The following is a 24,184-nucleotide window of genomic DNA, read 5'->3' as shown; positions in this document are numbered from 1 at the left end:
GTTCCATTCCGAACCCGGAAGCTAAGGCCCACAGCGCCGATGGTACTGCAACCGGGAGGTTGTGGGAGAGTAGGTCGCCGCCGGACATCTTTTGAGGCAAAGGCCCCGCATTCGTGCGGGGCCTTTGCTGCGTTCAGGGGTCTTCTCCGCTCCGTTCCACCACGGCGAGCACGGGGAAGCCCCGAGCCCTCAGTCCTCCAGCAGCTCTCCCTGGGCCTCCAGGGCTGAGGTCAGGACACGCGTGAGCCGGCGCCGTGATCCTTCGACCCGCCGGCCCAGGACCTCGATCTGCCGAGCGAACTCGTCGGCGTGCCAGGGCTTCTGGTCGTCTGGGATGGCGAGGAACGCGTCCACGGCTCGGGGGAGGTGCCGCTGCAGGACGTCGAGCACGTCGAGAGCCTCCGCTGCGCGCGCGGCGGCCATCCGATCCCAGGCGGGAAGCAGTGCCTCCACCCCGGCATGGAGGTCCCACAGTTCCCTCCACGTGTCCGGGCGCAGACGGTCACTCTCCCGCGCCAGCAGCTCGCGGAGGCCGTCGGCGGCGGCCTTGAGGTCCTCCCTCGGGGCCAGGTTCTCACGGACGCCTCGCGGCCGGTCCTCGGCGCGAGCGGGCATGTCGGCGCGGGAGGAGTGCCTCCAGGGCGGCCAGTGCATCTCTCCTCCTCTGCTGTCACCTGCGGCGGCGGCGTCGTGACCATCCTGCCTGACGAGCGGGGGCATGGGCTGATTTGGCTCCGTCACTCCACCGTGGTAGTGTGGCTCCCTGTTGGATTCCGGTCTTCGACCGCCAACGGGGTGTGGCGCAGCTTGGTAGCGCGCGTCGTTCGGGACGACGAGGCCGCAGGTTCAAATCCTGTCACCCCGACCACAGGGAAGGCCCCCGCTCAGCTGAGCGGGGGCCTTCGTCGTCGGCACCGTCGAGGTGCCGAGCAGCCGTCGTCATCCCCGTTGCCGTGGACGGCGCAGACCACACGGCGGCTGGCGGTGCCCCACCGGGCCGCGCCTGCCTGCTCGAACAAGCGGGAGGGGCGGGACGCGAGTCCCGCCCCTCCCGTTCTGAGGCCGTCAGGGACGACCGTTGCCCTTGCCGGGGTGGCCGTCGCGGTGTCCCGGGGGGACGCCGTCCTTGAGGCCCTTGCCCTTGCCCGGATGCCAGGGGGCAGGTCCCGGCTCCACCTCGACGGGCGGCTCGGTGGGGGACACGACGACGAACTCACGCACGGCGCTGAGGTCGACGGCGCCGTACGGGTCCTCGGTGCGGATGTACCAGCCGTACTCGCCGGGCGTCAGGCCTGCCCAGGTCGAGCTCACGGTGGAGCCGGAGGCCACGTCGGCCTGCTGGTCGATGAGCTTGCCGGTCAGCACCTCGACGGTGACGGCGTCGGTCCCCAGGGTCTTGGTCCGCGACTCGATGCCGAGCTGGGCGTAGGACACCTCGAACTCCTGGTGCTGCGGCTCCAGGGACGGATCATCGGCGTTGTAGTCCTGCAGGGACGGCGAGTAGGTCCGGGCGAGCATCCGCTGCCCCTCGTTGTCGAAGTGCAGCAGGCGCAGGTATCCCAGGCCGTCCTCCGCGAGGCCCTGGTAGTCGAAGAGAACCTGCGTGACCTGACGGTCGTCGACCCCGTCCCCGTCGTCGTCGAACCCGTCGACGCGGGTGAAGGCGTCGTGGTAGTGACCCGAGAACACCAGGGAGACGTTCGGGTTGGTCGCCATGACCTCGTCGTAGATCCGCTGCGGGATCGGTCCGAGGCCGCCGGTCGTCAGCATGTACTCGATGAGGTTGAGGACCGCGGTGCGCTCGGGGTGCTGGGCCAGCACCTCGTTCATCCAGGCGATCTCCTCGTCGCCGGCCCCCACCCCTGGTACAGCATGATGAAGTCCACGCCGTCGACCGTGATGAGGTCGTCGTGGCCCCGGTTGTCCTCGTACGACCCGCCGTACCAGGGGTTGCCGTCGAACCGCTCCGCGCCGAAGAACGTGCCGTAGGGCCCGTAGTCCTCAAGGGCGTGCCCCACGTCATGGTTGCCGGCCAGGACTCCATACGGAAGACCCGCTTCGTCGAGCATCCGGTAGGCGTCGTCGGCGCGCTCCCACTGCTCCGGCTTGTCCCACTCGTCCACGATGTCGCCCGTGTGGAAGACGTAGGCCAGGTTGAGCCGCTCGAGCGCCTGGAGGAAGTACTCGTGGATCGCGAGCTGATGCTCGTACCAGGTCTCGTTGTAGTACTGCGTGTCCGACTCCCAGCCGAGGGTGAAGTCGTACTCGGAGCGGGGCACGTCCTCCGGGTGGCCGCCGGCCACCGCGGACTCGCGGGTGCTCAGGTCGGTGTGGGCGAAGCCCTCCGAGTGCTGGACGAGCAGCTGGACGCTGCCGTCGCGCACGTGGTCTGCGACGTCGACGAGGCCCTCGAGCGTGAACTCCGTCGGGTTGTCCCCGGTGGTCAGGGCGCGGTCGAGCTCCTCCCAGCGACCGGTGGCGGTGTTCAGCACCGAGAGGATCACCTTGGCGTCCGGATTGGCGCTGCCGTCCCAGGTGACGCGCACCTTCCCCTCGGCGGTGACGTCGTCGACGGGGACCTCGAGGAGCTGGTACGGGAATGCGTCGTCCGAGCTCACCACGTGCTCACGGCCGTCGTCGGCACCCATCAGCTCGAGCGCCGCGGCGTCGGCCACGACCTTGCCGTCCCGCTCGGTGGCCGCGGCCACGGTGGTCTCACCGGTCCACACGTCGAGGCCCTCCTCGCCCGGAACGACCTCCCGGCCCGCGTAGAAGTCGACGTCGAGCGCATCGCCGCTGGGGGCCGTGACGGTCGCGGACAGCTCCACGTCCGGGCCGTCGACGGCTGCGCCGCCCGCCGGTGACACCGGCGTCGCCCCGGGCTGCTCGACCGGGGTCGTGAACGTGATCGTCCGGGTCGAGGTGTTGCCGGCCAGGTCCCGCGCGGTGAGCACGAGCCGGTGCACGCCCGCCGGCAGGCTCAGCGAGCTGATCTCATGGGGAAGCTCGACGGGCGTGCCGTCCAGCTCGGCGGTGAGGACGTCCACGCCGGCCCCGGCATCGGAGGCAGTGGCCTGAAGGGTGTGGGCGCCGCGGACCTCCGCGCCGTCGGCCACCGTGGTGGTGTCCCAGTCGAACGCGGTCGCGGAGAAGGCGTCCTGGGGCAGGTCGAAGGAGGCGTCGATGTCGTCGTTCTTGCCCGCGGCGTCGCCCATGGGGATCCACTGCGTGCCGTCCTCGAGGCCGGCCGGGCGCAGGGTGCGGCCGTCCGGCAGGACGAGGCGCAGGTTGCGGATCTGGAAGTCGTCGTTGTTCTCGTCCGGGTCGATCTTCGGCCAGGCCTTGGTGCCCGCATAGACGCTGAGCGTCAGCGGCTCGCCGGCGGTGATGTGCTCGAGCGGCACGTCGACGGGCACGGTGACCTCTCGTTCGTAGAAGCCCTCGTCGAAGATGTGCAGCACCTCGTCCCCGACGAGCACGCCGTTGCGGAAGAAGGCGTCGGTGCTGGTGGCCTCGAAGGCGAACACCGGGCGACCTTCGAGTGCGGCCTCGGTGCCCTCCACACGCACGCCGTCCACCGCGACGGTGGTCGTGGAGGGGTGGGCGTCGCCGCCGGCGGTGATCCGTTCGCGGCCGGAGACGACCTCGCCCTCGGCCACGGACAGGCGGACGCCACTCTGATCGACGCCCGCGACCGGCACACGGCGGGTCTCCAGCTCCGTGGTGTGCGTGCCGTCGGAGGCCACGACGGAGTACTCGACCCACCGCTGACCGGTGAGGTCGACTGCGTTGATGACGTGCCGGTAGAGGTCGCCTTCGGCAGCCCGCAGGGTGTGCGTGACGGGCTCGGCCATGCCGGAGGTCCGCACCGCCACGGTGACCGTCTTGACCTGGACGTCGTCAGCGATGTGCAGCTCGATGGGGAAGTCCGCCGCCGGGTCGACCTCGGTGGCGGTCCGGTCCTCGATGACGGGTCCGGCGGCGTCCGCGGCGGGAAGCATGAGGCCGGCGGGGACCTGCTCGGTGGTGACGCTGCCGGGGGAGGCGGGGGCGGTGCCGACGAGGGTCTGCCGGTTCGGGTCAGCCGGGTCGACGGCGTACTGGATGCCCTGGTCGGCGATCGCGTCGTCCGCGCCGTTCAGGTTGTAGTAGGCCGTGTTCACCGGGAACCCGGTGTTCGTGACGATCTGCAGGCCTCGCGGGCTGCCGTTGGCCATGCCGCCGGTGTGGATCTCCACCAGCTCGGTTCCGGCCGCGAGGTCGGTGCCGAAGTGGGTGTTGAAGTCGTCCGATGTGAGGTGGTCGTTCTTGCCGTTCTTGATCCAGAACACGACGGTCTCGCCCGGCTGGATGAGGAAGGAGGCGGGATCTGCCGGCCACGTGACGACGTTGTTGTTGGTCAGATCGTCCGCGGGGTAGAGGTAGTCGAGCGTGTAGTCGCCGAAGTCCACCGGTTCGGAGGTCGCGTTGTAGACCTCGAAGAACTCGTAGCCGTCTGCGCCGTCGACGTTCGCCGTGTCAGGAGTGACCTCGGTGATCTGCAGCGGCGCCGTGGCCAGCGAGGGATCGGGCACCGGCGCCGGCTCCCCGGGATCGGGCTCCGGGGTCGGGGAGGCGAGCGCGTCGGACGAGACCTGGCCCGGGGTCGGGACGGCCGGCCCCTCCAGCAGCGCGGTTCCGCCGTCGCCGTCCACGCGGAACTGTGCGGTGCGGCCCGCCGAGGTCGAGCCCGCGGGATAGAAGGACCACGTCGTCGTGCCGTCGGGCAGGGTGAGGCGAACGCCCCGCTCACCGCCGTTGGCCATGCCGGGCTGGCCCTCCACGCGCACGAGGCGGTAGTCGGTCCCGGCGCCCTCGGTGGCCCAGTCGTCGCGGAAGTCCTGCTCGGTGCGGGCGAAGCTGTCAACGGTGCTGCTCGTGTAGGAGAGCCACAGCACGACCGTCTCGCCCGGCTGCACCAGCGTGCCGGACGGCACCTTCAGGGCGACGTCGCGGGACGTGTCGTCGCTGTCCGCGTAGATGTAGGCGAGACCGGCCTGCGACAGGTCGACGGCGGTGTCGCCGGTGTTCCGGACCTCGATGAACTCGAAGTGGTCGGAGCCCGCGGTGTCCGGGGCGATGTCGGTGATCATCAGCGCCGGCAGGGTGGGCGCGGCGCTGGCGGGCGAGGCCGCGAGCGGCGAGGCCACGAGGGCGGCGGCAGCCGTCAGGGCGACGAGCTGACGTGATCCGTGGGGCAGGGGAGCCATGGGTGATCCTTCGGGTGACTTCCGCACTGTTCCAGTCGTGGGCGACGACGATTCGATCGTTCGGCCACGGGAAGGTGAACGGTCGACGACGGCCCGGTCGTGAGGGCACTTCCAGCGCCTGACAAGGACGCGGAGGGCGTGGGGTGTGGTGCCGTTGGGGGTGTGCGCCGCTCTGAGGAGGCCGTGGGGAGGATCCGGCTGGCGGGGCCGTGGCTCTGAGGGGCGCAGCGGAAAGGTATTGACTTTCGATAGGTTCCGGTCGAAAGTCGGGGCATGACACATCGCCTCACCACCTGGGTGCTCCAGGCGCTGCTCGCGGCCGTCGGGGTGCTCATCCTCCTCCTGCAGGTGATCGGCCTGCCGGCCCTGGGCGCGGAGATGGCTCGAGAGCTCCCCGCCGAGGCCCACATGCGCTGGCCCATCACCGTTCTCGCGATCCTCGGCTTGGCGTGCGTCCAGGGCGGGATCGTGTGCACCATCCGCCTGTTGGCCCTGACCCGGTCGGACCGCATCTTCACCTCCCGCGCGCTGCCATGGGTGAACGCCATCGTGGGCGCCTTCCTCGGCGGCGCTCTCGTGTGCGCGGCCACGCTCATCTATCAGTCCGCCACCGTCGCCGGCCCGCCGCTGTGGCTCCTCCTGCTGTTCGCCGGTGTCGCCACGGGCCTGGCCATGGCGCTGCTCATGCTCGTGATGCGGGCCCTCCTGGTGCGCGCCACGCGGCTGCGCGCCGAGATGGACGAGGTGATCTGATGCCCATCGTGGTGAGGATCGACGTCGAACTGGCCCGCCGCAAGATGTCCGTGGGGGAGTTCGCCGAGCGGGTGGGCATCACGCCGGCCAACGTGGCGGTGCTGAAGAACGGGCGGGCCAAGGCGGTGCGGTTGACCACCCTCGATCGGATGTGCGAGGTCCTGCAGTGCCAGCCGGGAGATCTGCTGGAGTGGGTCCCTGAGGGCGACGACGTCGGCGCCCGCGCCTGAGGCAGGCCAGGCCCGGCGGAGCAGGCGCGGGCGCCCCGCTCAGAAGCTGCCCGACGAACCGGAGCCCGAGAACGAGCCGCCGGAGGAGCCGTAGCCGGTGCCCGAGCCCGTCGAGCCATGGTGGGACGACTCCACGGAGGAGACGCCGGCGCGGTAGCCGGCGTCGAACGAGGTGATCGTCCAGTACGTCCGCCAGCCGTCGCCGGCGTCGAGGATCGAGCCGCGCGCGTCCCGCGGACGACGGCGGTGTTCGTCCAGCCCCTCCTCCATGAGCCGGATGTCGTCCGAGTCGTCCTGTGCGAGCGAGACCGCCTGGGCGACCTGCTCCAGGAGGTCGGTGAGCCGGCGGCGGAGGCGGTCGAGCGACTCGAGCGCCGCCTGCGGGGTGACCCTCCGCTCGGTCAGGCCGGCACCGGTCGACTCGAGCTCGCCCAGGGCCTCGGTGCGGAAGGACTCGAGTGCGCCCAGCGGGGCCGCCGCGCCCGCGACCCCGTCGAGGTGCTCGCGCAGGTCGCCGACGTGGTCCAGGTCCGAGCGCAGGGGCCCGGCCTGGCGGTCCCAGGCGTCCTCCCAGCCGGGGAGGCGGTTGAGGAACGTGTTCGCATCGGCGATCGCGTCGTCGAGGCGGTCGAGCTCCGCGACGTCGTCGCGCAGGCTGCCGGCGTCCTTCCTGAAGGACTTCGCGTGACGGCGGCCCGGCGGCACGGCGTCGAGGTCCTCGAGCCGCCGCGTCGCGTCGAGGGTGGACTGGTGGAAGCCCCGGAACCGCTCCATCAGGCGTGCGCCGAACGGGTCGTCGGTCGGCACGGTGGAGGCGTTCACCTCCGTGGCGTCCCAGTCCATCGTCACGCTGGTGAGGTGGGTGCGGGCCGCGTCGAGGTCGGCCTCGGCCTTCCGGCGCTGGGACCGCCGGGTGGCGATCACCGCCGCGGCCGCGGCCGCCCCTCCGACCGCGACGCCGCCCGTGCCGAACCACAGGCCCGGCTCCTCGTGCAGCGGCCGCCCGATGCGGGAGGCCGCCGAGTCCACGATGTCCACGACGGCGTCCGTCCACCGCGCGTCGCGGGCCGCGTCCTTGCCGTCGTCGCGGACGGCCGCCTGTGTGTCCGTGCTGAGCCTGCGGTCCTCGCCCTGGTACACGCCGAGCATCCGGTTGTCCGGGTCCACGGCGACGATCACGAGCCCGTCCGCCCACTTCTGCCCGTCCGCGCTCAGCCAGTCGGGCCGCTGCGTGCGGGCGTGGTCGAGGACGCGCCCGTTGAAGGCCTGGGACCGGCGGTCCTCGTCGAGGTCCCGGATATCCGGGCCGCGCTCGGTGAAGACGGCGACGCGCGTGGGCTCGCGGAACTCGATCTCCGCGAGGTCGCGCAGCAGCTGGTTCCGGTCGAGGATCCCCGCGGTGTCCGCGAGGTCCACCTGCTCGGCCGGGACGGCGCTCGCGGCAGGCGCGAGGGCGAGGGCCGCGGCCGCGGACGTCCCGGCGACGGCCCCCGCGGTCAGGGCGGGAGTCCCCGCACCGGCCACCGCGGCGGCAGCCAGGGCCAGGGCGGCCGAGCGAGAGGCGGTGCGGTGGGGGCCCGAGCAGCGCGGGGAGGAGAGCGGAGCGTCGGGCGTCGGCCGGGTCATGGCGGTCCTCTCGGGGTCCGGGTGATCAGTCGATGACAGCCTACGCACAGGCGCGGGCGGCGTCGGCGTCATTCCCGTGGCCACGCGTCCGGTCGCGCATCCGGCCACTCCGGAGAGGATCTCATGCGGCGGGACAGCTCCTCGAGGTCTCCGCCGGAGCCGAACGCGGGGCCGCCGGGCTCGAGCCGGGCTCCCTCCTCGAACCCCTGGTACACGACCCCGTCGAAGCCCATCGCGTGGACGAGGTCGATCACCGTGTCCCGGGCGCGCAGCCGCTCTCGCCCGCCGGGGAGGGCATGCCCCCCGCCGTCGGTGTGCCGCTCCGTGCCGATGGCGAGCGCCCAGCGCGGTGCCTCGGTGCGGCCTGCGACGCCCAGGTCGTGGTGCGAGATCTCGGAGAACGCGCGGACCAGGGGCGCCGTGAGCCCGGCCGCCGCCCAGCGCGCGGCGAGGCGCTCCGTGCCGAGTCGTGGGTCGCCGTCGTGCGGGTCCATCCAGTCCGGCAGGGGCTCGGCCTCCCAGGTGTTGGTCATGTCCACCACCGCCCGGGTGGCGGGCCCGGCGAACCAGGCGGGGTCGACGTCGTCGAGGGCCTCGCGCGGGACGGCGACCACGGTCAGCTCCGCCTGAGCGAGGTCCTCCGGGGCGACCGCCACCGCCTCCGGGGCGTAGATGCCGAGGTGGCGCTGCACCGCCGCGGGCCGACGCGTGGCGGCCATGACGACGTCAGGCGCGGCGACCCAGGGATGGAGCCGGGGGATGCGCGCGAGGGCGCGGGCGAGCGCGGTGCCGGCGCGGCCGGCCCCCAGGATCCCGACGGTCGACGGGAGATGCGGGAACCGGGGGAGGGCGGGGTCCACGGACGTCGGGCTCATGGGACCATCCCATCACGGGAGGAGGGAACGAGCCCTGCGTCGTCGTCCACGTCCGGCGCCGATGGGTCCCACAGCGCAGGGCTCGTCTCTCAGGTGGTCCCGCCCCGCACCGACTGTTCACCGCCGCGCCACCGGCCCGGCGTCTGCGCGCCGTACCGTGGCCGCCGTCGTCGTCCCCTCCCGAAGGAGTCTCCCCATGCGTCCCCTCCGCACCCTCAGTGCCGCGATCGCCGTCGGCGCGCTCGCGGTGACCGGCGCCGTCGCCTCCGGCGCGGCTCCCGCCCCGCACGCCAAGGCCCGCGCCGCCGTCGAGGCCGGACCGGCGAAGGCCGTCGAGGCCCGCACCAAGCACGACGTGCGCATCGCCACGTACAACGCGTCCCTGAACCGCGGCACCGAGGGCCAGCTGGTCCGCGACCTCTCCACGCCGGACAACGCGCAGGCCCAGAACATCGCCGAGGTCGTGCAGACCACGCGCCCCGAGATCCTGCTGGTCAACGAGTTCGACTTCGACGCCGCCGGTGAGGGCGCCCGCCTGTTCCAGGAGAACTACCTCTCCGTGGGCCAGAACGGCCACGAGCCCATCGAGTACGCGTACCGCTACACCGCTCCCGTGAACACCGGCGTCCCCTCGGGCCTGGACCTGAACAACGACGGCACGGTCGGCGGCCCGGACGACGCGTGGGGCTTCGGCCTGTTCCCGGGCCAGTACGGCATGGTCGTCTACTCGCAGCACCCCATCCTCGAGGACGAGATCCGCACCTTCCAGGACTTCCGCTGGCAGGACATGCCGGGCAACGTCATGCCCACCGACTTCTACAGCCCCGAGGAGCAGGAGCAGCTGCGCCTGTCCTCGAAGTCCCACTGGGACGTGCCCGTGCAGGTCGGCACCACGACGCTGCACCTCCTCGCCGCGCACCCCACCCCGCCGTCCTTCGACGGCCCGGAGATGCGCAACAAGCGCCGCAACCACGACGAGATCCGCCTGTGGGCCGACTACGTCACCGGCGGCAAGACCGCCGAGTACCTCTACGACGACGCCGGCGTGCACGGCGGCCTGGACCGTGGCGAGCGCTTCGTCATCCTGGGCGACTACAACGCCGACCCGGTGGACGGCGACTCGTGGGACGGCGCGATCGACCAGCTGCTCTTCCACTCCCGCATCCGCGACCCGAAGCCCACCTCCGCGGGCGGCGCCGAGGCGTCCGTGCTGCAGGGCGGCGCCAACCTGACGCACGAGGGCGACCCGAGCCTCGACACGGCCGACTTCAACGACAGCCCGGCCCCGGGCAACCTCCGCGTGGACCTGGCGCTGCCGTCCAAGAACCTCCCGCTGCGCGGCGCCGGCGTCTTCTGGCCCGAGAAGGGCCAGCCCGGCTCCGAGCTGACCGGCGAGTATCCGTTCCCCACCTCCGACCACCGCCTCACCTGGGTGGACGTGAAGGTGCCCGGCAAGCGCTGAGGCCCCTCAGCTCCAGACGAGCCCTGTGTCGTCGCGCCTGTCCGCCGCGGACAGGCGCGACGACGCAGGGCTCGTCGCCGTCTGCGCGGATCAGCAGAGCTCGTTGCGCTGCCGGCCCAGCCCGGTGATCTCCACCTCCACGACGTCGCCGGCGCGCAGCCACGGGCGGCGGCCCTCCTCGTCCTTGCGGGCCAGCGCGACGCCGGCCGGGGTGCCGGTGAGGATGAGGTCGCCCGGGTTCAGCGTGATCAGCTGCGAGGCGTAGGCCACGAGCTGCTCGGGGGAGAACACGACGTCGGCCACGCGGCTCTCCTGCCGCACCTCCCCGTTCACGTGGGTCAGGATGCGGGCGTCCTTGGACAGCTCGTCCGGGGTGACGAGCCACGGGCCCACGGGGGTGGAGGCCTCCCAGACCTTCCCCTGGAGCCACTCGGAGGTGCGGCCCTGGAAGCCGCGCATCGAGACGTCGTCGGCCACGGCGAACCCGGCGATGTGCTCGCGCGCGTCCTCGACCGCGATGCGCCGCCCGGGCTCGCCGATCACGATGCACAGCTCGCCCTCGTAGTCCACGCGGTGGTCCTCCTCGGGGACCTCGATCGGGTCCAGCGCGCCCGTGAGCGACTGCGCGAACTTCGCGAACAGCGTGGGATGCTCGGGGCGCTCCTGGCCCGTCTCCGCGATGTGGTCCGTGTAGTTCAGCCCCACGCAGATCACCTTCGTGGGGAACGGGATGAGCGTGTCGTACACCAGCTGCGTGGTGTCCAGCAGGAGGGAGTGGTCCTCCTTGGCGGCGCGCAGCGCCTGCTCCACGCGCTCCTTCTGCTCCTGCGGCGTCGAGGTCAGGTGCTCGCCGACGTCGCGGCAGCCGGGGAGGGCCACGGCGCGCACCGCGACCTCGGGGTCATCCGGGTGCACCGAGGTGATGACGGCGGCGAAGGTGTCCCCGGGGTAGGCGGCGTCGGAGTCGGGCTGGCGGAACGTGGCGAGCTTCATGCGCCCATCTCACCACAGGGCCCCATGAGACGCTGAGGGCATGAGCACCGCCGAGCACGCCGCCGCGTCCCCGCTGATCCTGGGCACCATGGGATGGGGCGTCCCCGTCGACGACGGCGAGGGTCCCCACAGCGCAGGCCCCGGCGCCGGCGTCGCCCTGGCGCGGGCGCGCGGCGCGCTGCGCGCTGGCCTCGAGGCCGGCATCACGGTGCTGGACACCGCGGACATCTACGGCGGCGGCCTCTCCGAGTCGACGACGGGGGCCCTGCTGGCCGAGCTGGACCCGGCCGAGCGGGGACGCCTGCGTGTGCAGACGAAGGCCGGGATCGTGCTCCCCGGGCAGGACCCCGCGGGAGGCGGCGTCACGCGCTACGACTCCTCTCCGGCGCACGTGCGCCGCGCCCTCGAGGGCTCGCTGAGCCGCCTGGGCACGGGCGCGGTGGAGACGCTGATCATCCACCGCCCGGACGTGCTCACTCCCGTGGAGGACACGGTGCGGGCGTTCCTCGACGCGCGGGAGGCCGGGCTGGTGCGCCGGCTCGGGGTGTCCAACCTCGGCACCGGTCGCCTCCTGTCGTTCCAGCGCGCCCTCGGCCGCCTCGCCGCAGACGGCACGGGCCTGGCCTGCGCGCAGCTCGAGCTGGGCCTGCACCACCGCACCCTCGTGGAGGCCGAGGTCCTCGCCAATCACGGCGCGGCCCCGGCCACCGCCGGCGCGGCGGACCTGGGGCGGGTGTGCGCCGAGGAGGGGATCGAGCTTCAGGCCTGGGGTCCGCTCGGCCAGGGCCGCTTCACCCCGGGCTCGGACGGCTCGGTGCCCACCGACCCCGCCGAGGCCGCCGCGCTGGCCTCGGCGGGCGGGCCGGCAGCCGTCGTGGCGCAGGTGGCGCAGGAGCTGGGCGCGGGGCGGGAGGCCGTGGTCCTCGCCTGGCTGCTCAAGCTGCCGTGGGGCGTGCGCCCCGTGGTGGGAAGCCAGGACCCCGGCCGACTTGCGGCGTGCGCCGCAGCGCCTGAGGTGGCCGCCGCGATGGATGCGGCGCAGTGGCATCGGCTCTGGACCGCCGCGCGCGGCGAGAACCTGCCCTGACCCCGCCCTCCGGGGCGGAGCGGGTGAATCCGCGTCCGCGGCACGGGCACTCGATGTGACATGGCCCACAATGGAGCCATGGACTTCTCGCGTGTGGACCTCTGGACGCCCTGGATCCTCTACTGGACGGCCGCGGTCGCGGCCGTGGCGGGCGTCGCCCTCGTGGTCGCGGGGGCGTGGCGCGCGCACCGGCACCGCCGGTTCGCGGCGTCGACGGGGCGCAACCAGGACGTGCGGCTGCTGCGGGACACCCGCACGCAGCGCCGCGTGGGCATGGGATTCCTCGCGGTGACGGGGCTGCTGCTGGGGCTCGGCGTCTGGCTGCACCTCAGCGGGCTCGCCGCCCTCCGGGAGAACCTCGTGCGGAAGTACGGCTACACGGCCGTGGAGGGCATCCGGCAGTCCGGCAGCGGCTTCACGGCCGACCTCACCACCGCGGACGGCACGGTGCTGGAGGACGAGCTGGTGCTCCTCGAGCCCACGGGGGAGCCCCTGGTGGGGGAGGACATCTTCTACGACGTGCCCGGGGGGCGCTGAGCCCCCTCGGCGCGGGCGGCGACGTCCGGTCCTCCTGCCGCGTCCGGAGCCTCTGTTAGCGTCGGCGGAGTGATCCCCGCTGAGCGTCCCGTGCCCGCGTCCACCTATCGGCTCCAGGTCAGCCCGGACCTCCCGTTGCCCTCCGTGGCCGAGCTCGTGCCGTACCTGCACCGGCTCGGGGTGGACTGGCTCTACCTCTCCCCGCTGCTCGCCGCGGAGCCGGGCTCGGACCACGGCTACGACGTCGTGGACCCCAGCCGCGTGGACCCCGCCCGCGGAGGCGCCGAGGGCCTCGCCGAGGTGGCGCGCGCCGCGCACGAGGTGGGGATGAAGGTCCTCGTGGACATCGTCCCCAACCACGTGGGAGTGGCCACGCCCGAGGCGAACCCGGCGTGGTGGGACCTGCTGGCGCACGGCCGGGAAGCGCAGCACGCCGCGTGGTTCGACGTGGACTGGGGGGCCGGGGACGGCCGTGTGCTCATTCCCGTCCTGGAGGACGGTCCTGAGGGAGGCGATCGCGGGGACGACGCCGCGATCGAGCGCCTCGTGGTGGTCCCGGGCGAGGGGCCGGACGCCGGCCGGCTCCTGCACTGGGACACCGCCTATCCGCTGGCCCCCGGCTCGCTCGAGCATGCCGAGGCCGCCACCGGCCTGGGCGCCGCTGAGGTGTTCGCCGGCGCCCGCCCCGAGGACGATCCGACCCCCGAGCGCGCCCGCCTGGCCCACGCCGTGCACGAGCTGCAGCACTACCGCCTCATCGGCTGGCGCCGCGGGGACGCCGAGCTGAACTACCGGCGCTTCTTCACCGTGACCACCCTCGCGGGCGTCCGCGTCGAGGACCCGGAGGTCTTCGACGCCACCCACGCGGAGATCGCCCGATGGGTGCGCGAGGGGCTCGTCTCGGGGCTGCGCGTGGACCATCCGGACGGCTTGGCGGACCCGGCCGGCTACCTCCGCCTCCTGCGTCGACGCGTGCTGCCGCAGGGCTGGCTCGTCGTGGAGAAGATCCTGGAGCCCGGCGAGCTCCTGCCTGCGGCCTGGGACGCGGACGGGACCACCGGCTACGACGCCCTGGGCGAGGTCGAGCGCGTGTTCATGCCCCGTGCTGCTGGGGGGACGCCCGAGGAGGACGCGGCCCGCCGGGCGGAATGGCACGAGCTGATCGCCGAGGCCAAGGAGGACGTGGCCACCGGCTCGCTCGCGGCCGAGACCGGGCGCCTCGTGCGGGAGGCCCGCGCGGCCGGCGTCCTCGGCGCCCACGACGACGAAGCCCTCACCGCGGGCCTGGCGGAGGTGCTCGCCCAGCTGCCCGTGTACCGCACCTACCTCCCCGTGGGACAGGGCCACCTCGAGGCGGCCGTCGAGGCGGCCGCCGTGGAGCGACCGGAGCTCGCACCCGTGCTCGCGGACCTCTTCGCGGTGCTCTCGGACCCGGAGTCCCCGGTGGCCCGACGCTTCCAGCAGACCTCCGGCATGGTGATGGCCAAGGGCGTGGAGGACCGCTCCTTCTACCGGTATGCCCGGTGGGCCAACCTCAACGAGGTGGGCGGGGATCCCGCGCACGTCGCCCTCACCCTGAGCGGGTTCCACGCCGCGCAGCAGGCACGGCAGGCGTCCTGGCCCTCCTCCATGACCACACTCACCACGCATGACACGAAGCGCAGCGAGGACGTGCGCGCCCGCATCGCCGTGCTGGCCGAGGACCCCGAGCGCTGGGCGGCCGATCTGACGCAGCTGTGCGCCCTCCACCCGTTGGGGGAGCCGGACGCCGCGCGCCTGGTGTGGGAGTCCATCGTGGGCGTGTGGCCCACGGACGGCACCGCGCCGGACGCCGAGCGCGTGCTCGGCTTCCTCCAGAAGGCGGCGCGCGAGGCTGCCGTCCACACCACGTGGACGGACCAGGATGCCGACTACGAGGCCCGCCTCGCGGAGCTGGCCCACGCCGTCACGGCGGCGGACGGCCCCGCGCGCGGCCTCGTGCAGGCGGTGGCGGACCGGATCTCCGAGGCCGGGCTCGCGGTGCAGCTGGGCCACAAGCTCGTGCAGCTCACGGCGCCGGGCGTCCCGGACGTCTACCAGGGCACCGAGCTCCCGTTCCCCTCGCTTGTGGACCCGGACAACCGCCGCCCGGTGGACTTCGCGGCCCGCGCCGCCCTCCTCGACCGCCTCGACACGGGGTGGCGCCCCACGCGCCAGGACCCCGACGCGGCCAAGCTCGCCGTAGTCGCCGCGGCGCTGCGCACCCGCCGCGACCGACCGGAGCTGTTCACGGGATACCGCCCGCTGGACGTCTCCGGTCCGGCCGCCGAGCACGCCGTGGCCTTCAGCCGCGGCGGCGCCCTCGCCGTGGCCACCCGCTGGCCCGCCACGCTCACCGAGCGCGGCGGCTGGGGGGAGACCACCGTGACCGTCCCCGCCGGGGCGTGGGAGGACGCCGTGACGGGCCGCCGCGTCCAACCGGACGAGCGGGGCGCCGTGCGGCTCGCCGAGCTGCTGCACGACCTCCCGGTGGCGCTGCTCGTGCCCGCCGCCTGACCGAGCCGTCCACCCCAGGAGACCCGCCATGCGCGACCACACCGCCCCCGACACCGCTCCCTCCCGCGCGCCGCAGGCCGCCGCGGACGTCGTCGCCGCCCCCGTGCCGGATGCGGGCCTCGGCCTGCGCCGCATCGGGGCCGACCCGGTGGACCCCACCGGTGCGGAGCCGGAGGCCGCGGCCCAGGCGCGGCGCACCCCCTACGCGGTCTGGGCTCCGCACGCGCAGACCGTCGAACTCGTGCTCGTGGACGCCGTGCCCGGGTCGCGGCACGACGCGCAGGACCGCTGGGCGGGCGCCCGCGCGGTGGCCATGGACCGTGCGGCCGGCGGGTGGTGGACGCCGTCGCAGGACCCGGCGGCCGTGCTCGGCGCCCCGGCCCCCGCCGACCCCGGCTACGGCTACCGCGTGGACGGCGGCGACCCCGTGCCGGATCCGCGCTCGCGCCGCCAGCCGGACACGGTGCACGGGCCCTCCCGCCGCGACGTCGAGGGCGCGGACTTCGCGTGGACGGACGCGGACTGGCGCGGGCCGGCCGGCGTGCTCGCGGATCCGGCCGCCCCGCAGGGCGGGGGGCTGCGCGGCGCGGTGCTGTACGAGCTGCACGTGGGGACCTTCACGGCGGAGGGGACGCTCGAGGCCGCGATCGAGCGGCTTCCCCATCTCGTCGAGCTGGGCGTGACCCATCTCGAGCTGCTGCCCGTGAACTCCTTCAACGGCCCCCGCAACTGGGGCTACGACGGCGTCGCGTGGTTCGCGGTGGACGAGTCCTACGGCGGCCCTCAGGCGTACCGGCGCTTCGTGGACGCCGCGCACGCCGCGGGGCTCGGCGTGGTGCAGGACGTGGTCTACAACCACCTCGGCCCCGCCGGGAACTACCTCGGGGCCTTCGGCCCGTACCTCACCGCGGGGGACACCGGCTGGGGCGAGGGCGTCAACCTGGACGGTCCGGACTCGGACGAGGTGCGCCGCCACATCCTGGACAACGTGCGCATGTGGATCGAGGAGTTCCACGTGGACGGGCTGCGCCTGGACGCCGTGCATGCCCTGCGGGACACCCGCGCCGTGCACCTCCTCGAGGAGATGGCCGCGCTCGCGGACGAGGCCGCGGCCCGCGCGGGCCGCCCCGTGCCGCTCATGGCGGAGTCCGACCTCAACGACCCCCGGCTCGTGCTCCCGCGCTCCGCCGGCGGGCTGGGGCTGGCCGCCGCGTGGAACGACGACGTCCATCACGCCCTGCACGTCGCGACGACGGGGGAGACGGGCGGCTACTACGCGGACTTCGCACCCCTGGAGGCGGTGGCCAAGGTGATGGAGCGGGCGTACTTCCACGACGGCACCCGCTCGACGTTCCGCGGACGGGACCACGGACGTCCCGTTCCGGCGGACGTGCCGAACGAGGCGTTCATCGTGAGCATCCAGAACCACGACCAGGTGGGCAACCGCGCCGCCGGGGACCGCACCGGGGCGACTCTGAGCGAGGGGTCGCTGGCCGCGGAGGCGGCCCTCCTGCTCACCGGCCCGAACGTGCCCCTGCTCTTCATGGGCGAGGAGTTCGCGGCGAGCACACCGTGGGCGTTCTTCACCTCGTTCCCGGACGAGGAGCTGGGCGAGGCGGTGCGCCAGGGCCGGCGTCGCGAGTTCGCCGCGCACGGCTGGGACCCGGCCGACGTGCCCGACCCCCAGGACCGGGTCACCCGCGACTCCGCGGTGCTCGACTGGGCCGAGCCGGGGCAGGGCCGCGGGGCCCGCGTGCAGGAGACGTACCGCCGCCTCATCGGGCTGCGCCGCACCCTGCCGGCACTCACGGAGCCGCGGCGCTCGCTCACCCGCGCGTGGGTGGACCCCGAGCGACGGCACGTGCGCCTCGAGCGCGGACGGGCCGAGCAGGCGGCGTGCGGCGACGTCGTGCTCCTCGCCGCCCTCGGCGACCTCCCGCTCACCGTCCCGGAGGACCTGCGGGGCGCGCACGTGCTCGCCGGCCACACCGACGCCGGCCCGCTCGCCGCGGACGCGGACGCGCCCGCCGCCGCGCCGGTGGAGGTGGCCGCGCCGGGCTTCCTGCTGCTGCAGCGCTGAGCCGGCTCAGCCCGCGCCGGGCTCCGGGTCGGGCACGGCCCGCAGCATCGTGGTGGTGGGGTGCAGGGCGAGCGCGTCCTCGTCCCTGCGGGCGCGCAGGATCGTGTCCACGTAGGAGTCCACGGCCTCCTGGAGGGGCACGGCTGCGCCGCGCGCCTCGGAGAGGTACCAGCGGTGCTCGAGAAGCTGGTGCATGATCTCGGCAGGCTCGAGCTTGGCGCGCAGCTCGAGTGGGACGGAGTGCACCACGGGATCGAAGACCTCCACGACCCAGCGGTGGGCGGCCCCCTCCATGTCCAGGTACGGGTCCCAGGCCCGCCGGGCCGCGTCGATGTCCACGAGCAGGCGTCGGGCCTGGTTCTCCTGCACGTGCAGGCCCGTGAGCCGCTCGAGGCGGCGCCGGTGGAACCCTGCGAGGACCTCCGTGGGCCGGGCCGTCATCATGCCGGGGGCCTCCGCCGCCCGCAGGGAGTACTCCTCCACCTCGAAGCCGAGCTCGCCGAGGCGGCGGAATCGGCGGTCCATGCGCCACGGCTCGGCACGGGGGAAGGCGACCGGAGCGGTCAGCTCCTCCCACAGCCGGCGGTACGAGTCCACCATGAGGTCGGGGGTGGCCGCGGGGTCCACGTCCGGGTCGGCGAGCCCGCTGGCCAGCAGGTCCAGCAGCTCACCGCCCACGTTCACGCGGGCCACTTCGAGATCGTGCTCGCGCTGGCCCGTGGAGAGCCGTTCCCGCAGCTCGCCGGTCTCCGCGTCCACCAGGTGCGCCGCGAATCCGCCCGCGTCCCGGCGGAACAGCACGTTGGAGAGCGAGACGTCGCCCCAGAAGAACCCCTCCAGGTGCAGCTCCACCAGCAGGGTCGCCAGCGCCTCCATGAGCCGCACGAGGGTCGGCCGCTGCAGCCGCTCGGAGAACACGGCGCGGTAGGGCAGGGAGAAGCGCAGGTGCCGGGTGACCAGTGCCGCGGGCAGGGGCGTGCCGTGGTCGCGGGTGCGTCCGGTGACGACCGCGACGGGCTCCACCGACGGCGGCGGGCGGTCCGCGAGGCGGCGCAGCAGCCGATATTCGCGGAAGGCGAGCTCCTCCGTGGTCTCCTTGACGGCCACGATGCTCCCGCCCACGTGGGCGAAGCGCACCACGTGCCGCGAGATGCCGCGTGGCAGGGCGGCGAGGACGTCCTCCGGCCACTCCTCGAGCGGCGTGGACCACGGCAGCGCGAGCAGGGCCGTCGCGGGGTCCTCGGTCGCGTCGCCGGACGGGGCGCCGGTGACGGTCAGGCGGTCGGCGGGGGAGGGGGCGTTCGTCTCCGGGGGGGCCATGCCGCCGATCCTCCCAGACTGGGCGGATATGCTCGCCTCGCGCATCGCGAGCCCGGCCCCGGCAGGTGCCCGCGCCCGCCGCCCGGAGCGCACCGGGACGCACACTTCGACCCCAGGAGGACCCTTGGCCAGCAGCAGAGCCTCGACGCCGTCGACCGACGCCCGAGCGCGCGCCCGCCGCATGCAGGAGGAGCAGCAGCGCAGGGACCGCCGCCGCCGCTCCCTCTGGATCTGGGGCGCCGTGCTCGCCGCCGCGCTCGCGGCCGCCCTCGTGGTGGCGCTCGTGGCGAACCAGGGCCGCGACGCCGCCGCCGAGGCCGGGCCCCTGCCCGCAGTCGCAAACACCGAGGGCGGCGTGGCCCTCACCTCCACCACCGCGCTCGCCGACGGCGGGGAGGACGTCGGCGAGGTCAAGGCCGCCGACGTGCAGGTCCCCGAGGGCGCCGGCGGCCAGCCGGAGAGCGTCCCGGGCGCCGAGGCGCCCGCGGACGGGGAGCCCCACCACGTGGTGGTGTACGCCGACTTCAACTGCGTGCACTGCGCCGAGTTCGAGAAGAGCAACGCCGAGCAGCTGAACACGTGGCTCGACGAGGGCAAGGCGACCGTCGAGTACCGGATCGTCGACTTCCTCAGCACCCCGGGCAACCAGAACTACTCGGCCCGCGCCGCGAACGCGGCGTACTGCGTGGCCGAGCAGAAGCCCGAGGCCTACAACGCCTTCGTCGAGGGCCTGTTCGCGGCCTACCAGCAGCACGGGGGCAAGGGCATCTCCGACGACGAGCTCGTGGACCGCGCCGAGGAGCTCGGCGCGGACATCTCCTCCTGCGTGAAGGACGACGCCTACCGGCCCGCCGTGGCGTACGCGACCGCCAAGGCCAAGGCCGCCGGCGTCGGCGGCACGCCGACCGTCCTCATGGACGGCAAGAACTGGGCCATCGACGGCGCCGAGGACTCCTTCGGCGACTGGGCGTCCGCCAAGATCGAGGGCTGATCCCGGTATCCTTCAGGGGGTCGGTGCCGCGCCCGCGCGGACCCGGCCCCCTGCCCGCCCCCTTAGCTCAGCTGGCCAGAGCATCTGCCTTGTAAACAGAGGGTCACCGGTTCGAATCCGGTAGGGGGCTCGCGACGACCTCTGCATCCGTGCTGGTCAACTCCGCGCGTCGTGCCCTAGTGTGAGCCGCGTCACCCCCGGTGCCCGATCCCTCGGACTCCACCGCAGGCGGTGGCCCGTCCCCTCTTGGAGCAGCACGATGACGCCCTCTCCCCCCTCCCGCACGCGTCGTCTCGGCGCCCTGCTCGCCGCCGCCGTCGTGGCCGGCAGCGCCCTCGGCGCCTCGCCGGCCGTCGCCGTCGATGCCGCCCCCGACGCCTCACGCCCCGCGGTCTCCGCCCCGGCGCGCACGGCCGCGTCCACCGCCGCGGACCCGAACGCGGACGGTTACGACTCCTTCATCGTCACCTACAAGGAGACCGCGTCCGTCTCCGGCCCGAAGGGCAGGGCCCTCGCGTGGGGCAAGGCGGCGAAGGAGGCGGGCGTGTCCGTGAAGGAGCTGCGCGAGACCGCGCTCGGCTCCCACGTGATCGCCACGGACGAGAAGCTCAGCCCCTCCGCGTCCGCCGCGTTCATGGCGGACCTGAAGGCCTCGAGCCTGGTGGAGGCCGTGGAGCCGAACGCCATCATGACCGCGAGCGGCCTCACCCCCGCCGATCCGTACTACGGGCAGCAGTGGGGCTTCACCGGGGTGAACGGCATGCGCGTGCCGGGGGCGTGGGACAGCACCACGGGCACCGGCTCGATCGTCGCCGTGATCGACACCGGCATCACCTCCCATGCTGATCTCAACGCCAACGTGGTGGCCGGCTACGACTTCATCTCCAACACCACCTCCTCGCGTGACGGCAACGGCCGTGACGCCAACCCCGCCGACGAGGGCGACTGGTACCTCGCCGGCGAGTGCGGCGATCCCAACCCGTCGAACTCGTCCTGGCACGGCACGCACGTGGCCGGCACCGTGGCGGCCGCGGCGAACACGGTGGGCGTCGTGGGCGTGGCCCCGAACGCGAAGATCCAGCCGGTGCGCGTGCTGGGCAAGTGCGGCGGCTCGCTCGCCGACATCGCCGATGCGATCGTGTGGTCCGCGGGCGGCTCCGTGCCCGGCGCCCCCCTGAACGCCACCCCGGCCGACGTGATCAACATGTCCCTCGGCGGCTCCGGCACCTGCGGGACCACCTACCAGAACGCCATCAACGCGGCCGTGGGTCGCGGGGTGCCCGTCGTCGTGGCCGCCGGCAACGAGAACCAGCCCGCCGCCAACGCCCGCCCCGCCAACTGCCAGAACACCATCACCGTGGCCGCGTCCGACTCCTCCGGCCGCCGCTCCTCCTTCTCCAACTACGGCAGCGCCGTGGACGTGACGGCGCCGGGCAGCTCCATCATCTCCACGGTCAACACGGGCACCACCCGGCCGTCCGGCGCGGGCTACGCCTCCTACAACGGCACCTCGATGGCCACCCCGCACGTGGCGGGCCTGACCGCGCTCATGCTCACGAAGCAGCCCGGCCTGACCCCGGCACAGGTCGAGTCCACCCTGAAGTCGACCGCCCGCGCCATGCCCGTGACCTGCTCCGAGGGCTGCGGCGCCGGCCTGGCCGACGCCACCGCGGCCGTCGCCGCCGTCGGCGGGACGGCGCCGACCGACCCGACTGCTCCCGTGGAGCCGGCCCCCGCGCCCTCCGGCAACCTGCTGGTGAACCCGGGCTTCGAGTCGGGCGCCACCGGCTGGAGCGGCACCGGCCGGTCGCGGTACGAGTCCGTCTCCCCGCACTCGGGGATCTACCACGGCGTGCTCAACAACCTCGGCTACGCGAACACCGCGACTCTCTCGCAGACCGTGGCCGTGCCCGCCGGCACGACCACGACGCTGTCCTACTGGGTGCGCGTCGACTCGGTCGAGACCAGCTCGTCCACCGCGTACGACAAGCTGTCTGTGCAGGTCCGCGACGGCGCATACGGCACGTACACCCTCAAGACCCACTCCAACTTGGAGAAGGGTTTCGGCTGGGTGCAGCACACCGTGGACGTCTCCCGCTTCGCGGGCAGGACGGTGACCCTGCAGTTCCGGGGCGTGGAGGACTCGTCCGCCTGGACGGCCTTCAGCCTCGACGACCTCGCGCTCTCCGCGAAGTGAGGCGAGCGGCAGGAGGGCCGGCCGGCCCTCCCGCCGTCGCGCGGACTTGCCCCCGCCGGGGGGATCCGGTAGAGTTCTGCGAGTTGTCCGGTCCGCCACGGCGGATCGGGACGCGCGCGGATCTTTAGCTCAGTTGGTTAGAGCGTTCGCTTCACACGCGAGAGGTCGCTGGTTCGAGTCCAGTAAGATCCACCGCAGCGGGGCCCTCCTTCGGGAGGGCCCTTTTGCGTGCCCGAAGGTGCGTCCGGCGTGATTGGATGTCACCGGCGACCAGCCGCGATCGAGGAGCAGCCAGGCGCAGAGCGCAGGAAGGACACGGTGGACGGCGTGGACCCGGACGGCCCCCAGGAGGCGGAGCGCTTCGACCCGCGCATCCCCGAGCCCGCCGCGGAGCCCACCCTGATCCCCGTGATCCGCCCCGCGGCCGCCGCGGAGTCCCCCGGGCGGCCGGTGCCCCCGGTGATGCTCACCCCGGACTCGGCGGTGGACCTGGACCCGCTGCTGCTGGACGAGGACGCCGTCAACGAGACCGGGCTCGCGGCAGACCCCGGCCTCCACCCGGACCAGGGCGTCGTCCAGGCGGACGGGGCGGAGGACGCCACTCCCACCCCGGCCGCCGACTCGCCCCTGACCGAGCCGCCGCTCTCGGAGCAGGTGCCCACCTCGGTGCTCTCCCCGGCGGACGCCGACGGCGCCCTGCCCGCGCCGGCCGTGATCCCCGAACCGGACGTCACCGTCCCGGACCCGGTGGTCCCGCACGGCCCGCCGGAGAAGAAGGGCCGGCGCCGAGGGCGGCGGGGGCGCCAGGACCGCGCCGTGTTCGAGGAGGCCCTGCCCACGCAGACCCTCGCCATGGTGGAGCGTCTGCAGAGCTCGCCGTACGGGCGCAGGATGCGCTCCACCCTCCAGCAGCGCAGGGACGTCGAGCACCATTCCGTCGAGGCGCGGACCACCCTGGACTTCGCCCTCAAGCTGGGGGAGACGATGTTCAGCTTCGGGGCCACCTCGCTGGACGTGGAGACCTCGATCATCGTGGTGACCCAGGCCTACGGCATCCAGGAGACCGAGGTGGACCTGACCAACCAGGCCATCTCCCTCAACTACGCGCCCGACTCCTCCCGCGGCGAGGTGCCGTACACGCTGCAGCGCGTGGTGCGCTCCTCGTCCACGCACTTCGACGGCCTCGTGGCCGTCCACCGCCTCGTGGAGCAGATCTCCGAGGGGAAGGTCGAGCGCTCCGAGGCGCAGCGCCGTCTCGTGGAGATCCGCCACCGGCCCAAGCCGTTCCCGCCCTTCTTCGAGGTCCTGTTCGCGGGCGTGTTCGCGGGCTGCTTCGTCCCGTTCATCGGCGGCTCCTGGGAGGGCGCTCTGCTGGGCATGGTCTCCACGTGGCTGGTGTTCTGGCTCAAGGTCCAGGCGGACAGGGCCCGCTTCCCCGAGATCTTCTCCGCCATGTTCGCCGCCTTCCTCGCCACGGTCATCGCCCTGGTGGCGTTCGCCCTCCGGGTGCCCGTCAACCCCGCCGTGGTGACCGCGGGCGGCATCATGATGCTCCTGCCGACGGTGCGGTTCGTGACGGCCACCCAGGACGCGATCAACGGGTTCCCCGTCACGGCCGCCGGCCGCTTCATCTCCGCCCTGCTCGTCTACGCGGGGATCATGGGCGGGATCATGCTCGCGGTGGGGGTGGCGGAGATGGTCGGGCTGCCGCCGCTGGACCTCGCCGAGACCTCGCAGGAGAGCCACCCGTTCCTGCTCCTGCTGGCCCTCGTGGCGGTGGCGTCCATGTCCGACGCGGTGGTGGAGCAGAACCGCAGTCGCGCCATCCTCGCGAGCGGGGCGGTCTCCGCGGTGGGCTACCTCGTCTTCACGGCGGTCACCGCGGCGGGCACGAGCGGTCGGCTCGCCCCGGCGATCGCGGCGGCCGCGATCGGCTTCACGGCGCGGATCGTGGCGGAGCGGATCGGTGCTCCCGCCCTTGTGGTCGCGCTGCCCAGCGTGCTCTTCCTGCTCCCCGGCCTGACCATCTTCCGCTCCCTCTACGGATTCACCGTGGAGTCCCAGTCGGAGATGCTCGGGATCGTCGGGATCGTCGACGCGATCGTCATCGTCGCCGCGATCGCCGCCGGCGTGGCCCTGGGCAACACGGTGGCCAAGCCCGTCACGGACCGCCTGCGGGACTCCTCGCCCCGCGCGCTGCCGCCGCGCCTGCGCTGACGGGACCCGCCCGGCGTCGTCGGGGCGGGCGG

General features: G+C 73.5%; 17 protein-coding genes, 3 tRNA genes and 1 rRNA gene. 14 read left to right on the top strand and 7 right to left on the bottom strand.

Annotation, left to right across the window (positions count from 1 at the left end; genetic code table 11):
- Positions 1–86, top strand: a 5S ribosomal RNA gene (rrf, locus tag AB0302_RS07770); the annotation flags it as partial.
- Positions 87–189: 103 nt separating this feature from the next.
- Here rrf and AB0302_RS07765 read toward each other — a convergent pair.
- Entirely contained in the window at positions 190–654 is a 465-nt protein-coding gene (locus tag AB0302_RS07765; protein WP_366371144.1) for a hypothetical protein, read from the bottom strand.
- A 137-nt stretch (positions 655–791) separates the two neighbouring features.
- On the opposite strand from AB0302_RS07765, the gene AB0302_RS07760 reads away from it, so the two are divergent.
- Positions 792–868, top strand: a tRNA-Pro gene (locus AB0302_RS07760).
- 197 nt (positions 869–1,065) lie between these two features.
- On the opposite strand, the gene AB0302_RS07755 is transcribed toward AB0302_RS07760, so the two are convergent.
- Together AB0302_RS07755 and AB0302_RS07750 are read right to left on the bottom strand one after the other, a co-directional pair.
- Entirely contained in the window at positions 1,066–1,830 is a 765-nt protein-coding gene (locus tag AB0302_RS07755; RefSeq protein ID WP_366371142.1) for a hypothetical protein, read from the bottom strand.
- A complete protein-coding gene (locus AB0302_RS07750; protein WP_366371140.1) occupies positions 1,827–5,249 on the bottom strand; it encodes a lamin tail domain-containing protein in 3,423 nt (1,140 codons plus the stop codon). The genes AB0302_RS07755 and AB0302_RS07750 overlap by 4 nt, the downstream gene beginning before the upstream one ends.
- Positions 5,250–5,522: 273 nt before the next feature.
- Between AB0302_RS07750 and AB0302_RS07745 the strand changes: the two genes are divergently transcribed.
- Both AB0302_RS07745 and AB0302_RS07740 read left to right on the top strand, forming a co-directional pair.
- Positions 5,523–6,002, top strand: a complete 480-nt coding sequence (locus AB0302_RS07745) for a DUF2975 domain-containing protein (RefSeq protein WP_366371138.1) — start codon at positions 5,523–5,525, stop codon at positions 6,000–6,002.
- On the top strand, positions 6,002–6,232 hold the full coding sequence (locus AB0302_RS07740; RefSeq protein ID WP_248115332.1) for a helix-turn-helix transcriptional regulator: 231 nt from the start codon (positions 6,002–6,004) through the stop codon (positions 6,230–6,232). The genes AB0302_RS07745 and AB0302_RS07740 overlap by 1 nt, the downstream gene beginning before the upstream one ends.
- A gap of 39 nt (positions 6,233–6,271) precedes the next feature.
- Here the strand turns inward: AB0302_RS07740 and AB0302_RS07735 are convergent, their stop codons facing one another.
- Positions 6,272–7,858, bottom strand: coding sequence for a DUF5129 domain-containing protein (locus AB0302_RS07735; RefSeq protein WP_366371136.1), 1,587 nt, complete (start codon positions 7,856–7,858; stop codon positions 6,272–6,274).
- A 68-nt stretch (positions 7,859–7,926) separates the two neighbouring features.
- The gene (locus tag AB0302_RS07730; protein ID WP_366371134.1) at positions 7,927–8,733 is read right to left on the bottom strand and encodes an NAD(P)-binding domain-containing protein; all 807 of its coding nucleotides are present in this window, start codon (positions 8,731–8,733) and stop codon (positions 7,927–7,929) included.
- Between the two features lie 196 nt (positions 8,734–8,929).
- On the opposite strand from AB0302_RS07730, the gene AB0302_RS07725 reads away from it, so the two are divergent.
- Positions 8,930–10,195, top strand: a complete 1,266-nt coding sequence (locus tag AB0302_RS07725) for an endonuclease/exonuclease/phosphatase family protein (RefSeq protein ID WP_366371132.1) — start codon at positions 8,930–8,932, stop codon at positions 10,193–10,195.
- A 90-nt stretch (positions 10,196–10,285) separates the two neighbouring features.
- Here AB0302_RS07725 and AB0302_RS07720 read toward each other — a convergent pair whose 3' ends face one another.
- A complete protein-coding gene (locus AB0302_RS07720; protein ID WP_366371130.1) occupies positions 10,286–11,188 on the bottom strand; it encodes a fumarylacetoacetate hydrolase family protein in 903 nt (300 codons plus the stop codon).
- A 40-nt stretch (positions 11,189–11,228) separates the two neighbouring features.
- Between AB0302_RS07720 and AB0302_RS07715 the strand changes: the two genes are divergently transcribed.
- From AB0302_RS07715 to treZ, 4 genes are all read left to right on the top strand, one after another.
- Positions 11,229–12,275, top strand: coding sequence for an aldo/keto reductase (locus AB0302_RS07715; protein WP_366371128.1), 1,047 nt, complete (start codon positions 11,229–11,231; stop codon positions 12,273–12,275).
- A gap of 78 nt (positions 12,276–12,353) precedes the next feature.
- Positions 12,354–12,812, top strand: coding sequence for a hypothetical protein (locus AB0302_RS07710; RefSeq protein WP_366371126.1), 459 nt, complete (start codon positions 12,354–12,356; stop codon positions 12,810–12,812).
- Between the two features lie 69 nt (positions 12,813–12,881).
- Entirely contained in the window at positions 12,882–15,347 is a 2,466-nt protein-coding gene (treY, locus tag AB0302_RS07705; protein WP_366371124.1) for a malto-oligosyltrehalose synthase, read from the top strand.
- A 28-nt stretch (positions 15,348–15,375) separates the two neighbouring features.
- Complete coding sequence (treZ, locus tag AB0302_RS07700) at positions 15,376–17,427, top strand: malto-oligosyltrehalose trehalohydrolase (protein WP_366371122.1); 2,052 nt, start codon at positions 15,376–15,378, stop codon at positions 17,425–17,427.
- A gap of 6 nt (positions 17,428–17,433) precedes the next feature.
- On the opposite strand, the gene AB0302_RS07695 is transcribed toward treZ, so the two are convergent.
- Positions 17,434–18,747 (bottom strand): DUF4032 domain-containing protein, encoded by a 1,314-nt coding sequence (locus tag AB0302_RS07695; protein WP_248115341.1) that lies wholly within the window; start codon positions 18,745–18,747, stop codon positions 17,434–17,436.
- Between the two features lie 124 nt (positions 18,748–18,871).
- On the opposite strand from AB0302_RS07695, the gene AB0302_RS07690 reads away from it, so the two are divergent.
- The 5 genes from AB0302_RS07690 (at position 18,872) to AB0302_RS07670 (ending at position 24,152) form a co-directional block, all read left to right on the top strand.
- Positions 18,872–19,738 carry a thioredoxin domain-containing protein gene (locus AB0302_RS07690; protein ID WP_248115342.1) on the top strand — a complete coding sequence of 289 codons (867 nt, stop codon included), beginning with the start codon at positions 18,872–18,874 and terminating at the stop codon, positions 19,736–19,738.
- 56 nt (positions 19,739–19,794) lie between these two features.
- Positions 19,795–19,868 (top strand) — tRNA-Thr (locus tag AB0302_RS07685).
- 129 nt (positions 19,869–19,997) lie between these two features.
- On the top strand, positions 19,998–21,935 hold the full coding sequence (locus tag AB0302_RS07680) for a S8 family serine peptidase (RefSeq protein WP_366371119.1): 1,938 nt from the start codon (positions 19,998–20,000) through the stop codon (positions 21,933–21,935).
- Positions 21,936–22,053: 118 nt separating this feature from the next.
- Positions 22,054–22,127 (top strand) — tRNA-Val (locus AB0302_RS07675).
- 126 nt (positions 22,128–22,253) lie between these two features.
- Entirely contained in the window at positions 22,254–24,152 is a 1,899-nt protein-coding gene (locus tag AB0302_RS07670; RefSeq protein WP_366371117.1) for a threonine/serine exporter family protein, read from the top strand.
- The last annotated feature ends 32 nt before the right edge of the window (positions 24,153–24,184 follow it).

The sequence above is a fragment of the Micrococcus sp. NPDC078436 genome (assembly GCF_040702705.1).
Lineage (GTDB): Bacteria > Actinomycetota > Actinomycetes > Actinomycetales > Micrococcaceae > Micrococcus.
The sequence above is the reverse complement of the archived record's forward strand: the minus strand, read 5'-3'. Positions and strand labels throughout refer to the sequence as shown.

Coding starts and splice junctions, on each gene's coding strand:
- AB0302_RS07765 (WP_366371144.1), bottom strand. CDS start 654: ATGCACTGGCCGCCCTGGAGGCACTCCTCCCGCGCCGACATGCCCGCT.
- AB0302_RS07755 (WP_366371142.1), bottom strand. CDS start 1,830: ATGAACGAGGTGCTGGCCCAGCACCCCGAGCGCACCGCGGTCCTCAAC.
- AB0302_RS07750 (WP_366371140.1), bottom strand. CDS start 5,249: ATGGCTCCCCTGCCCCACGGATCACGTCAGCTCGTCGCCCTGACGGCT.
- AB0302_RS07745 (WP_366371138.1), top strand. CDS start 5,523: ATGACACATCGCCTCACCACCTGGGTGCTCCAGGCGCTGCTCGCGGCC.
- AB0302_RS07740 (WP_248115332.1), top strand. CDS start 6,002: ATGCCCATCGTGGTGAGGATCGACGTCGAACTGGCCCGCCGCAAGATG.
- AB0302_RS07735 (WP_366371136.1), bottom strand. CDS start 7,858: ATGACCCGGCCGACGCCCGACGCTCCGCTCTCCTCCCCGCGCTGCTCG.
- AB0302_RS07730 (WP_366371134.1), bottom strand. CDS start 8,733: ATGAGCCCGACGTCCGTGGACCCCGCCCTCCCCCGGTTCCCGCATCTC.
- AB0302_RS07725 (WP_366371132.1), top strand. CDS start 8,930: ATGCGTCCCCTCCGCACCCTCAGTGCCGCGATCGCCGTCGGCGCGCTC.
- AB0302_RS07720 (WP_366371130.1), bottom strand. CDS start 11,188: ATGAAGCTCGCCACGTTCCGCCAGCCCGACTCCGACGCCGCCTACCCC.
- AB0302_RS07715 (WP_366371128.1), top strand. CDS start 11,229: ATGAGCACCGCCGAGCACGCCGCCGCGTCCCCGCTGATCCTGGGCACC.
- AB0302_RS07710 (WP_366371126.1), top strand. CDS start 12,354: ATGGACTTCTCGCGTGTGGACCTCTGGACGCCCTGGATCCTCTACTGG.
- treZ (WP_366371122.1), top strand. CDS start 15,376: ATGCGCGACCACACCGCCCCCGACACCGCTCCCTCCCGCGCGCCGCAG.
- AB0302_RS07695 (WP_248115341.1), bottom strand. CDS start 18,747: ATGGCCCCCCCGGAGACGAACGCCCCCTCCCCCGCCGACCGCCTGACC.
- AB0302_RS07680 (WP_366371119.1), top strand. CDS start 19,998: ATGACGCCCTCTCCCCCCTCCCGCACGCGTCGTCTCGGCGCCCTGCTC.